The organism is Enterobacter sp. PL_is514 (assembly GCF_055816715.1).
In genome coordinates, this window is record NZ_JBVPGN010000028.1 from 117,796 (window position 1) to 130,420 (window position 12,625).

The window sequence follows — 12,625 nt, forward strand, 5'->3', positions numbered from 1 at the left end:
GTATCATTGACTCTGTCACATTATCCTGCACGCATCCGCTTCCCAGCGATACCCCACGCCATACACCGCGCGGATAAAAGACTGCTCGGCGTCCAGCGCCTCCAGCTTGCGGCGCAGGTTTTTGATATGGCTGTCGATGGTGCGGTCGGTCACCACGCGATAATCGTCATACAGGTGGTTCAGCAGCTGTTCGCGGGAGAAGACTTTTCCCGGCTCGTGGGAGAGGGTTTTCAGCAGGCGGAACTCCGCAGGCGTCAGGTCCAGCAGCTTGCTGCGCCAGCTCGCCTGGAAGCGGCTTTCGTCGACAATCAGCGGGCTTTCGGCGTCCAGCACCTGAAGCTCGCGCTGCGGCCTGCAGCGGCGCAGAATGGTTTTTACGCGGGCGACCACCTCGCGCGGGCTGTAGGGCTTGCAGATGTAGTCGTCCGCGCCGATTTCGAGCCCCAGCAGGCGGTCAATCTCTTCAATTTTGGCGGTGACCATGACGATCGGCACGTCGGAGAAGCGGCGAATTTCCCGGCACAGGGTCAGTCCGTCAACGCCCGGCAGCATTAAATCCAGCAGGATCAGATCCGGCGGGGTCTGGCGCACGTACGGCAGCACCTGGTCGCCGTGGCTGATCAGCGACGGGGCATAGCTGGCCGCGCGTAAATAGTCGATCAGCAGCTGTCCCAGCTTGGGTTCGTCTTCCACAATCAAAATGCGCGGCGTATTTTCGTCAATCGGTAACTCGGTCATACTTCTCTCGATAAATCCCGTTCCAGAGGTAACTCTACTGTAATGCTAACCCCGCCAAAAGGCGAATGGGCGGCGCGGATCGTGCCATTATGCGCCTCGACGATGTTAACGCAAATCGCCAGCCCCAGGCCGGAACCGCCGCTGGCGCGGTTGCGGGAACCTTCGGTACGGTAGAAACGTTCAAACAGTTTTTCCAGCTGCGCGTCCTGCACGCCCGGGGCGGAATCGGCGAAGGTAAGGGCAAAACGCCCGTTTTCCTGCCTGCCGGAGATATGCAGCCCGCCGCCGCTGTCGGTGTAGCGAAGGCTGTTTTCCAGCAGATTGTTGAACAGCTGCATCAGCCGGTCCTTGTCGCCAAACACCACCGCGCTGTCCGGCAGGGAGAGGTCAATTTTCAGATCTCGGCTGGCAAACCGCTCGCGGAAGGCGCCGCTGATCACTTCCAGAATATTAATCACATCCACCGGCGCTTTCTGGTAGGCCAGCGCGCCTTCGTCGGACATGGAGAGCTGGTGGAGGTCATCCACCAGCTTGGTGAGCGTGCCCACCTCTGCCTGCAGAGAGGCCACCGATTCGGGCGTAAACTGGCGCACACCGTCCTGAATGGCCTCCAGCTCGCCGCGCAGCACCGCCAGCGGCGTGCGCAGCTCGTGGGAAATATCGGCCATAAAGTCGCGGCGCATCTGCTGGTTCTTCTCCAGCGTGCTGGCGAGCTGGTTAAAGTCCTGCGCCAGCTTGCCCAGTTCGTCCTGGCTGCGGGTATCGACTCGGGTGGTGAAATCCCCGGCGGCCAGCTTGTGCGTGCCTTCCACCAGGCGTTTCACCGGGGCGAGCAGACCGCGCGCCAGCGGGAAGGTGGCGAGCGCGGCGAGCAGGGTGGAGAGGGCGACAATCAGCCAGCTTGTGCGACGCTGCTGGCGGTCAAAGTTGATGTCGGTGTTGCGCGTCAGGCGCTCCACCGGGGAGGCGATAACCCAGCCGACGGTGGCGTTATTCACTTTAATCGCCCGCCGGGTGCCGTCCGGCGGTATCGGCGCGCGCGGCCCAACCAGGGGGCGCATATCCTGGTCGATTACCCAGAACTGGGTGCGCCAGCCGTGCGGTGGCATGCCCGGGCCCGGACGATCGTCGCCGGTATCGTGCTCCAGCGAGCGCAGGATCTGGAAAATAAAGCGGTCGTTATTGCGCAGAAAACGCCAGTTGCCGTGCTGGGCGTACTGTTCACTCAGCGCATCGCTTAAGCCCTGCAAACGCTGCTCATTGCCATGCTTAATGTAATCAATAAAGCCGCGCTCGAAGCTGACCCGCACCGCCCAGTGCATGGTGATCAGCAGGACGATACAGGTGGCAAATATCGCCACGAAGAGCTTGCCGGTAATGCCCGGACGCCAGAATTTCATGAACCACTCCTTTTGCCGCGCCTGATGACGACGTTCTTGCTGGTATCATCCGGCACCCGGGCGAAGATGAAAGCGGGCAGGGCGATGATGACCGCCATGCTGAGATAGGTATACAGAAAGACCTGATGCGCCACCGGCGTGTCGACGCTGAGGTGGTGCTGGCCGTACATGCCGAGCAGTAACCCCGCGATAGTCACCCCGACGCTCATTGAGAGCTGCATGATCATCGACAGCAGGCTGTTGCCGCTGCTCGCCAGATCGTCCGGCAGGTCCTTCAGCGTCAGGGTATTCATCGATGAGAAGCGCATGGAGTTGACGATCCCCTGGCAGAACAGCACCAGCGGCAGAACGTAGTACCAGCCCATCAGCGCCACGGCCATAAACAGCAGACTCACCAGCGACAGCCCCAGCGTGGCGGTGACCAGCACGTGACGGTAGCCAAAGCGGTTCACCACCTGCACCACGATGCGCTTCATTCCCATGCTGCCGAGCACCATCGGGATCATCATCAGGCCCGCGTGGAACGGCGAAAATCCCATGCCGATTTGCAGGAAAACGGGCGTCATAAACGGCAGCATGCCGCTGCCGACGCGCCCGGCGAAGCTGCCGAACAGGCCAAGGCGGTAGGTAGGGTTTTTAAACAGGTTCAGGCTGAACAGCGCCTTATCGTTACCTCTGGCATGCCACAGGTACCAGAGTATGGCGGTAACGCCGAGCGCGATCAGGAGCCCGAGCGTCAGGGGCGAAATCCCCAGACCTTTTTGCCCGTCGAGCGCCAGGGTAAGCGTGGCCATGCCCGCAGCCAGCAGAATAAAGCCAAAGAAATCAAAGCGCCGCGTCTGCATTTTGTAGTTCGGCATCAGCGTCAGGGTGGCGATGGCGCCGATGATGCCAACAGGAAGATTGATTAAGAAAATCCAGTGCCAGGAGGCGTATTCCACCAGAATGCCGCCGAGCGCCGGGCCCAGCAGCGGCCCCACCTGACCGGGCAGGGTGACAAAGGTCATCGCCGCCATGTACTGCTCGCGCGGCACAATCTTCATCACCGTTAGCCGCCCGACGGGGACCATCATCGCCCCGCCAACGCCCTGCAGCACGCGCGCCATCACCAGCTGGTCGAGAGTATTGGCCTGGGCGCAAAACAGCGAGCCGGTGGTAAACAGCACGATGGCGGTAAAGAAGATATTCCGCACGCCGACCTTATCGGCCAGCCAGCCGCTGGCGGGCAGCATCACGGCAACCGTCAGCACGTAGGAGACAATCACCATGTGCATATGCAGCGGGCTCTCCCCCAGGCTTTTCGCCATGGAGGGGAGGGCGGTGTTGACGATGGTCGTATCCAGCGACTGCATAAAGAAGCCGAAGGCGACTATCCATAACTGCCAGCGAACGTTAGCGGGGAGATCGGTCATCTACTCAGTCACCGTGGTTCTGTTTTTACGCGAAAAGCGCAGCCGCAGGCGGTCGAAGAACAGATAGACCACCGGCGTGGTGTAAAGCGTCAGCAGCTGGCTCATGACCAGGCCGCCGACAATGGTGATCCCCAGCGGCTGGCGCAGCTCCGAGCCGTCGCCTCCCGAGATCACCAGCGGCAGCGCGCCAAACAGCGCCGCCAGGGTGGTCATCATAATCGGACGGAAGCGCAGCAGGCAGGCCTGGAAGATGGCCTCTTCCGGCGAGAGGTTGCCGTTGCGCTGGGCATCCAGCGCGAAGTCCACCATCATGATGGCGTTTTTCTTCACGATGCCGATTAATAGCATGATCCCGATGAGCGCGATAAGGCTGAACGGCGCGCCGAACAGCTCCAGCGCCAGCAGCGCCCCAACGCCCGCCGACGGCAGCGTCGAAAGAATGGTTAGCGGGTGCACGTAGCTTTCATACAGCACGCCCAGCACAATATAAACCGTGGCGATGGCGGCCAGAATCAAAATCACCTGCGAGTTCATCGTCTCCTGGAACACCTGCGCGGTCCCGGCAAAGCTGCCGCGCACGGTGGATGGCACGCCAAGCTGGGTCATCGCGCGGTTGATCGCGTCGCTGGCCTCCGAAAGTGATGAGCCAACTGGCAGGTTAAACGAGATGGTCGACGCCGCCGACAGCCCCTGATGGTTCACCGACAGCGGCGCGTTGGCAGGCTGCCAGCTGGCGAAATAGGAGAGCGGAATCGCCTTGCCGTCGCTGTTAATCACAAACATCTTGTCCAGGGCGCTGATGTCCTGGGTATAGCGCGGGTCAACTTCCATCACCACCTTGTACTGGTTCATCGGCTGGTAGATGGTGGAGATCTCGCGCTGGCCGAAGGCGTTGTTCAGCAGGCTGTTGGCGGCTTCAACGTTGATGCCCAGCCGCGACATGGTTTCACGGTCGTAGGTCAGGGCCATCTCGGCGCCGTTGTCCTGCTGATCGGAGTTGACGTCCGCCAGTTGGGGAAGGGCGGCCAGCGCCTTGCGGATCTTCGGCTCCCACTCGCGCAGGGCGGCTAAATCGTCCGAGAGCAACGTATACTGATAGCTGGCGTTCGCCTGTCGCCCGCCGACGCGGATATCCTGAACGGCCATCAAAAACAGGTTTGCCCCCGGCTCTTTGGCGAGCTTCACCCGCAGGCGGTCAATCACCTGCTGGGCGGTTTCGTTACGCTCGCCGCGCGGTTTCAGGGTAATAAACATCATCCCGCTGTTAACGCGTGACCCGCCGGTAAAGCCGGTCACGTTATCCACGGCTTTGTCTTCACGAATGATCTTCATAAAGTCCTGCAGCTTGCCGCGCATGGCCTGGAACGAAATGCTCTGGTCCGCCTGAATTCCGCCCATCAGCACGCCGGTGTCCTGCTCCGGGAAGAAGGTTTTCGGGATGGTGATGTACATCCAGACGTTGAGCACGATGGTGCCAATCAGCACCAGGCCAACCAGTCGGGTATGGTTCAGCACCCACTTCAGCGATTTGCCGTAGCCTTCCTGCATCGCCATCAGGAAACGTCCAAAGCCTTTGCGGCGCGGCTGCGAGTGCGGTTTGCTGCGCTTGAGCATCCAGCCGCACATCATTGGCGTCAGCGTTAAGGAGATAACCAGCGAAATGCCGATGGCGACGGAGAGGGTGACGGCAAACTCGCGCAGCAGCCGGCCCGGCAGACCGCCCATCAGCAGCAGCGGCAGGAATACCGCCACCAGCGACAGGCTCATGGAGAGCACCGTAAAGCCCACCTCGCGCGTGCCCTGCAGGGCAGCCTGCAGCGGCTTCACGCCCGCTTCCAGATGGCGGGAAATGTTCTCCAGCACCACGATGGCGTCATCCACTACGAAGCCCGTCGCAATCGTCAGGGCCATCAGCGACAGGTTGTTAAGGCTAAAGCCGCACAGGTACATGGCGGCAAAGGTACCGATCAGCGAGACCGGCACGGCCACCGCCGGGATAAGCGTCGCGCGGCCGGAGCGCAGGAACAGGAAGACCACCAGGATCACCAGCGCGACGGAGATCACCAGTGTTTGTTCCACCTCTTCCAGCGAGGCGCGAATGGTCGGGGAGCGATCCTGGGCAATTTGCAGATCGATTGCTGCCGGGATGGTCTGCTGCAGGTCCGGAAGACGGGCGCGAATGCTGTTCACCGTCTCAATAATATTCGCTTCCGGGAGCTTGCGGATCATCAGCAGAATGGCCGGTTTGGCGTTGGTCATCCCGGCGTTGCGCACGTCCTGCACCGAGTCGGTGACGCTGGCTACGTCGCTTAAGCGCACCGCGGCGCCGTTGTTATAGTGGATGATGAGCGGCTGGTATTCCGCGGCGGTTTTCAGCTCGTCGTTAGTGTGGATCTGCCAGCGGTGGCTGTTGTCCTCAATCGCCCCCTGCGGTTTACGCACGTTGGCGTTGCTGATGGCGGAGCGCACGTTGTCCAGCGACACGCCCTGGTTGAATAACGCCTGCGGGTTTAACCCTACGCGCACGGCGGGCAGGGAGCTCCCGCCGACGCTCACGTCACCGACGCCGTTAATTTGTGAGATGGTCTGCGCCAGCTGGGTAGACGCAAAGTCATACAGCTGCCCCTGCGAGTACGTATCCGAGGTCAGCGTCAGGATCATGATCGGCGCGTCGGACGGGTTGGCCTTGCGGTAGGTTGGGCGGCTCGGCATCCCGCTCGGCAGCAGGCTTTGTGCGGCGTTGATGGCCGCCTGCACGTCGCGCGCCGCACCGTTAATATCCCGGTCGAAGCTGAACTCCAGAATAATGCGCGTGCTGCCCAGCGAGCTGCTGGAGGTCATCTCGTTGATCCCCGCAATCCGCCCGAGCGAGCGCTCCAGCGGCGTGGCAACGGACGAGGCCATGGTTTCCGGCGAGGCACCCGGCAGCGAGGCGCTGACCATGATCACCGGGAAATCCACCTGCGGCAGCGGCGCCACCGGCAGCAGCCGGAAGCCCAGCACGCCGCAGAGGGTAATGGCGAGCGAGATGAGAATCGTCGCCACCGGGCGATAAATGAAGAGGGCGAAAAACTTCACTTATGCCTCCTCTTCACGTTTCGGGAAGCGGCTTTTGGTCCACAGCGCCAGGCGGTCAAACAGCAGGTAGATCACCGGCGTAGTAAAGAGCGTAAGCACCTGGCTCACCAGCAGACCGCCGACCATGCCGATACCCAGCGGACGGCGCAGCTCCGCGCCGACGCCCGTGCTCAGCATCAGCGGCAGCGCGCCCAGCAGGGCGGCCAGCGTGGTCATCAGGATAGGGCGAAAACGCAGCAGGCAGGCCTGGAAAATCGCATCACGCGGCGACATGCCCTGCTCGCGCTCGGCGGCCAGGGCAAAGTCGATCATCATGATGGCGTTTTTCTTCACGATACCGATAAGCAGGATGATGCCGATGATGGCAATCACGTCCAGCTCGCTGCCCGCCAGCATTAATGCCAGCAGCGCCCCCACGCCCGCCGTCGGCAGGGTAGAGAGGATGGTGATCGGGTGGATAAAGCTTTCGTACAGCACGCCGAGCACGATGTACATCGCCACGACCGCCGCCACGATCAGCCAGATGGTGTTGCCCAGCGCAGCCTGGAACGCCAGGGTGCTGCCCTGGAACTGGGTCTGAATGTCGGACGGGAAGCTGAGCTCTTTTTCAGCCGCCTGAATGGCCTCCACCGCTTCGCCGAGAGAGTAATTGTCCGGCACGTTGAAGGAGATGGTGGTGGACGGGAACTGATCCAGATGGTTGATCGACAGCGGGGTATAGCGCTCTTCCACCGTGGCGATAGCGCTCAGCGGCACAATGCCGCCGTCTTTGCTGGTCAGGCGCACCGAGTCCAGCCCCGCCAGGCCGGGCGTGTTCTCCGTATTGTGCTCCAGCACCACGCGGTACTGGTTCGCCTGGGTGTAGATGGTGGAGATCAGGCGCTGACCGAAGGCGTTGTACAGGGCGTTGTCCACGTCTGCCATGGTAATACCGAGGCGGCTGGCGGTATCGCGGTTGACGTTCACGTACGCCGCCAGCCCTTTGTCCTGCCAGTCGCTGCTGACGTCGGAGAGCTGTGGCAGGGTGTTAAGCTTGTTCACCAGCTGCGGTACCCAGGTGCTGAGGGCATCCAGCGTGGTGGCCTGCAGCGTGAACTGGTACTGCGTGCGGCTGACCTGGGTATCGATGGTCAAATCCTGAATCGGCTGCAGGTACAGCTCAACGCCCGGCACGCGGGCCACGGCGCTTTGCAGCCGCGCAATGACGGCGTTGACGCGATCGTCGCGCTCATCCAGCGGCTTAAGGTTGATCTGCAGACGCGCGCTGTTGAGAGATGGGTTGGTGCCGTCGACGCCGACGTAGGAGGTCAGGCTCTCGACCGCCGGATCTTTCATAACAATCTCAGACACCTGCTGCTGGCGCTGCGCCATATTGGCGAAGGAGACCGACTGCGGGGCCTGAAGCGTGCCCTGAATAATGCCGTTGTCCTGGATCGGGAAGAAGCCTTTCGGGATAAAAATCCACAGCATCACGCTGAGCGCCAGCGTGCCGAGCGCCACGCCGAGCGTCGCCCACGGATGGTTAAGGACTTTCGCCAGCACGCGACCGTAGGCGGCAATAATCCGCTCGAACATGCGCTCGGAGGCGCGCGAGAAGCGGTTTTGCTTGCGCAGGGACTCGTGGCTCAGCATGCGGGCGCACATCATCGGCGTCAGGGTCAGCGACACCACGGCGGAGATCAAAATGGCGACCGCCAGCGTCACGGCAAATTCGCGGAACAACCGCCCGACGATATCGCCCATAAACAGCAGCGGGATCAGCACCGCAATCAGCGAGAAGGTCAGCGAGATAATGGTAAAGCCGATTTCGCCCGCGCCTTTCAGCGCGGCGGCCAGCGGTTTTTCGCCTTTCTCGATATAGCGCGAGATGTTCTCGATGACGACGATGGCGTCGTCAACCACGAACCCGGTGGCGATGGTGAGCGCCATCAGCGTCAGGTTGTTTATCGAAAAATCGAGGAACACCATCACCGCAAAGGTGCCGACCAGCGAGAGCGGTACGGCGACGGCGGGAATAATGGTTGCCGGAACGTTGCGCAGGAACAGATAAATGATCATCACCACCAGCGCAATCGCCAGCATCAGCTCAAACTGGGTGTCGGTGACCGACGCACGAATGTTGGTGGTGCGGTCGGAAAGCACCTTCACGCTGACCGATTTCGGCAGGCTTTCGATCAGCTGCGGCAGCATGGTGCGGATGCTGTCGGCGGTTTCGATAATGTTCGCCCCCGGCTGGCGCTGCACGTTCATCACGATCGCCTGCTGTTTGTTGGCCCAGGCGCCGAGCCAGCTGTTTTCGGCACCTTGTTCTACAGTGGCGATGTCTCCCAGACGAACCGGCGCACCGTTCTGGTAGGCGATAATCAGCTGACGATATTCGTCGGCGGACTGCATCTGGTCGTTCGCCGAAAGCGTCACGGCGCGGGTTGGGCCGTCCAGCGAGCCCTTCGCCGAGTTGACGTTCGCGTTGCTGATGGCGCTGCGGATGGTTTCGCTGGTGAGCCCCAGCGCTGCAATGGCCTGCGCGTTCAGCTTGACGCGCACCGCCGGGCGCTGGCCGCCCGCGAGGGTGACGAGGCCAACGCCGGACACCTGAGAAATTTTCTGCGCCACGCGCGTTTCGACCATGTCTTCGACCTGGGTCATCGGCATGGCGGAGGAGGTGACGGCAAGCGTCATGATCGGCGGATCCGCCGGGTTCACCTTGCTGTAGACCGGCGGGTTAGGCAGGTCCGACGGCAGCAGGTTGGTGGCGGCGTTGATGGCGGCCTGTACCTCCTGCTCGGCGACGTCCAGCGACAGCGTCAGCTGGAACTGCAGCGTCACGACGGACGCCCCGCCTGAACTCTGGGAGGACATCTGTTTTAGCCCCGACATCTGGCCGAACTGGCGCTCCAGCGGGGCGGTAATGGCGGACGTCACCACGTCCGGGCTGGCGCCGGGATACAGCGTCACCACCTGAATGGTGGGGTAATCCACCTCCGGCAGCGCCGACACGGGCAGGAAGCGATAGCCGATAATCCCGGCGAGCAGGATCGCCACCATCAGCAGCGTGGTGGCGACTGGACGGAGGATAAACAGGCGTGACGGCCCGCCTGTAGAGCCTGGGGGCATAACCTGCATCAGGATTTCTCTCCCTGTTTCGCAGGTTCAACCACTTCCACTTTGGCCCCTTCGGTCAGACGGTCAATGCCGTCGGTAACCACGCGGTCGCCTGCGGAAAGGCCAGCGCTGATAACCACCGTCTGGCTGTCCTGAATACCGGTTTTCACCAGGTGTTTGCTGACCTTATTGTCGCTGTTAAGCACCCAGACGAAGTTGCCTTCGTTACCCATCTGCAGCGCAGCGGTGGGGATCACCACCGCGTTCTCTTCGGTGGCGACCAGCATGCGCGCGTTGACAAACTGGTTCGGGAAGAGGGCATCGTCCTTGTTATTAAAGCGCGCCTTCAGCTTGATGGTGCCGGTGGTGGTGTCGATCTGGTTATCCAGACTGAGCAGAGAGCCTTCGCTCAGCTTCTGCTTGTTGGTGCGGTCCCAGGCTTCCACCACCAGGCCTTTACCGGCTTTTTGCGCCTGCACCACCGTCGCAATGTCGCTTTCCGGCAGGGTAAAGACTAAATCAATCGGGTGGGTCTGGGTGATCACCACGATGCCCGTGGTGTCGCCGCTGGAGATTTGGTTGCCGATATCGACCTGTTTCAGGCCCACGCGTCCGTCAATCGGCGCGGTGATGCGGCTCCAGTCCAGCTGCAGCTGGGCGCTGGCCACCGCGGCTTCGTCGGCTTTGATGGTGCCCTGCGTTTCGCTGACCAGCGACTGCTGGGTATCCAGCTCCTGACGAGACACGAGGTTGGTTTTCACCAGTTGCTGGTAGCGGGCCAGATCGCGACGGGCGTTGGCGAGGGTCGCGTTGTCTTTCGCGAGCTGCCCCTGCGCCTGGGCGAGGGCGACCTTAAACTGGCTCGGGTCGATTTCGGCCAGCAGATCGCCCGCTTTAACCTGCTGTCCTTCCTGGAAGTGAATAGCCATCAGCTGGCCGTCGACGCGGCTACGCACCGTGGCGGTGTTGGCGGCGGTAATGGTCCCGAGACCTGTGAGATAGCGAGGAACGGCTTTATTCACCGCCGTCGCCGCCTGGACCGGCGCCAGCGCGCCACCGCGCATGCCGTGGCGCCCTCCGCCTGCCGGGCGCTGTGCCTGGCTGGTGGCACCAGCGGGTGCGGCGGAATTCGCGGATTGACTGTGCCAGTACCAGGCGGCGGCAAGGACCACCACAATGATGCCAGCGGCGATTGCCCAGCGGGATTTGTTACTGCCTTTCATCGTTATACGTTCTCATCCTGAAGACTTCGGGGAATGATACTAGTTTAGTCAGCTAACACAGCGGAAAAATGGAGGAAATATGGAAGACTGTCAGGAATGGTCTGAATGGAGGTAAACGCAAAACGGCAACATCCGTTGCCGTTTTGGGTGTTTTCTCCCTCTCCCTGTGGGAGAGGGCCGGGGTGAGGGCACCAGACCGCACCGCAACAACGCTAGCTAAACATCACCTGCGCCCAGCGCGCCAGCCCTGCGGTAACGGAGCCAAAGTCATCTCCACCCGCAATCGGAATACCCGGCAGCTGTTCCGCCAGCGCTTTTTTAATCAGCGGCGAACGGGCGCTACCTCCGGTCAGGTAGATAACGTCCGGCTTCTCTTTGCCGTTCTCCAGCGCCAGCTGCACCTGTTCCAGAATGCGCTGCAGCGGCTGCGCGAGCGCCGCCTCCAGCCCGTCCTGCGAAATGGCGGTGGCCAGTTCGTCGCTGATAAACGGCAGGGAGACCGCATGCTCAGCGCGGTCGGACAGGGCGATTTTGCTCTCTTCCGCGGTACGCACCACGCGGTAGCTCAGACGCTGGCGCCACACTTTATAGAGCAGGGCGACTTTTTCGCCGTCCTGCGCATCACGCATCAGATCGTTCAGGAAGCGGCCGTTGGCGGTGCTGTAAAAATCACTTTGCGCAGGCACATCGTTGATGGCAATCGCGTTCCACCACGGCAGGATCGGCAGAGCAATGCCTTTTTCCGTCTGACCCCCCATGCCGAGCAGCGGCATCAGGCTCTTGAATGCCAGCGCGATATCAAGATCGTTACCGCCTACGCGGCAGCCGCTGTGCCCGAGCAGGCTGTTTTCACGATCGCGACGGTTATGCCACTGCGGGCCCATCAGCAGCAGCGAGCAGTCCGTCGTGCCCCCGCCGATGTCCACGACTAATACGCGCGTCTCTTCCGTCAGCGTGGCTTCAAAGTCCAGCCCCGCGGCAACCGGCTCATACTGGAACACCACGTCGCGGAAGCCCGCGCGGTGCGCCGCACGCTCAAGGATCCCCTGCGCCTGCTGGTTGGCCTCGTCGCCGCCCAGCCCCTGGAAGTTGATCGGACGGCCAATCACCGCCTGGGTAATCGCATCGGAGACCTGCGTCTGCGCCTGATGACGAATATGCAGCATCATCGCGCACACCAGGTCTTCGAACAGCGCGACCTGCTGCGGCTTCAGGCCGCTGGCACCGAGGAAGGATTTTGGTGACTTAACGAAGTAGACCTCTTCCGGGTCTTCAATGTAATGCCCGAGCGAAGAGAGACCGAACTGCACGCTGGACGGCGTAACGTCGATGTCTTCCTCGCGGTTAAAGCTGACCGCCCGGCGCAGCAGCGCCTGGGTCTCCGTCGCCGTGGCCGGAACCTGATGGTGACGAAACAGCCATTCGCTCACCGCTTCACGCGTCGGTGCGCAGAGCATAGACGGCAGCAGCGTGCTCTCTTTTTCCATTTTCAGGAGCCGTGGCTGCCCGTTTTGCATAATCGCAACCGAGCAGTTTGCCGTACCGTAGTCAAATCCAATAAACACGATGAATCCCCATGCCGGTGAGAAGGGGCGAGACTTTAACGAAATGTCTGCATGGCGACAACAGGAATATGAAAGCAAGGCAATACAGGGTCTTTCCGTTTATGCTG

Annotated in this window: 7 protein-coding genes; all 7 read right to left on the reverse strand. The window is 61.5% G+C overall.

Features of this window, described 5'->3' with window-relative positions:
- Positions 1-15 precede the first annotated feature (15 nt).
- The 7 genes from baeR to yegD all read right to left on the reverse strand — a co-directional run bounded on the left by baeR (position 16) and on the right by yegD (position 12,518).
- Positions 16-738 carry an envelope stress response regulator BaeR gene (baeR, locus tag AC0TNG_RS06815; protein WP_023312418.1) on the reverse strand — a complete coding sequence of 241 codons (723 nt, stop codon included), beginning with the start codon at positions 736-738 and terminating at the stop codon, positions 16-18.
- Complete coding sequence (gene baeS / locus AC0TNG_RS06820) at positions 735-2,138, reverse strand: envelope stress sensor histidine kinase BaeS (protein ID WP_048991164.1); 1,404 nt, start codon at positions 2,136-2,138, stop codon at positions 735-737. The genes baeR and baeS overlap by 4 nt, the downstream gene beginning before the upstream one ends.
- Positions 2,135-3,550: an MFS transporter gene (mdtD, locus tag AC0TNG_RS06825; RefSeq protein ID WP_024908118.1), complete on the reverse strand. Its 1,416-nt coding sequence runs from the start codon at positions 3,548-3,550 to the stop codon at positions 2,135-2,137. Before mdtD ends, baeS begins: the two co-directional genes overlap by 4 nt.
- Positions 3,551-6,628: a multidrug efflux RND transporter permease subunit MdtC gene (mdtC, locus tag AC0TNG_RS06830; RefSeq protein ID WP_024908117.1), complete on the reverse strand. Its 3,078-nt coding sequence runs from the start codon at positions 6,626-6,628 to the stop codon at positions 3,551-3,553.
- Positions 6,629-9,751 carry an MdtB/MuxB family multidrug efflux RND transporter permease subunit gene (locus AC0TNG_RS06835; RefSeq protein ID WP_048991170.1) on the reverse strand — a complete coding sequence of 1,041 codons (3,123 nt, stop codon included), beginning with the start codon at positions 9,749-9,751 and terminating at the stop codon, positions 6,629-6,631.
- Positions 9,751-10,953 carry an MdtA/MuxA family multidrug efflux RND transporter periplasmic adaptor subunit gene (locus tag AC0TNG_RS06840; RefSeq protein WP_473713342.1) on the reverse strand — a complete coding sequence of 401 codons (1,203 nt, stop codon included), beginning with the start codon at positions 10,951-10,953 and terminating at the stop codon, positions 9,751-9,753. Before AC0TNG_RS06840 ends, AC0TNG_RS06835 begins: the two co-directional genes overlap by 1 nt.
- A 212-nt stretch (positions 10,954-11,165) precedes the next feature.
- Complete coding sequence (yegD, locus tag AC0TNG_RS06845; protein WP_024908114.1) at positions 11,166-12,518, reverse strand: molecular chaperone; 1,353 nt, start codon at positions 12,516-12,518, stop codon at positions 11,166-11,168.
- Between the last annotated feature and the right edge of the window lie 107 nt (positions 12,519-12,625).

What these genes read in the sequence shown, in the direction of transcription:
- baeR (WP_023312418.1), bottom strand. Translation starts at nt 738, where the DNA reads ATGACCGAGTTACCGATTGACGAAAATACGCCGCGCATTTTGATTGTG.
- baeS (WP_048991164.1), bottom strand. Translation starts at nt 2,138, where the DNA reads ATGAAATTCTGGCGTCCGGGCATTACCGGCAAGCTCTTCGTGGCGATA.
- mdtD (WP_024908118.1), bottom strand. Translation starts at nt 3,550, where the DNA reads ATGACCGATCTCCCCGCTAACGTTCGCTGGCAGTTATGGATAGTCGCC.
- AC0TNG_RS06835 (WP_048991170.1), bottom strand. Translation starts at nt 9,751, where the DNA reads ATGCAGGTTATGCCCCCAGGCTCTACAGGCGGGCCGTCACGCCTGTTT.
- AC0TNG_RS06840 (WP_473713342.1), bottom strand. Translation starts at nt 10,953, where the DNA reads ATGAAAGGCAGTAACAAATCCCGCTGGGCAATCGCCGCTGGCATCATT.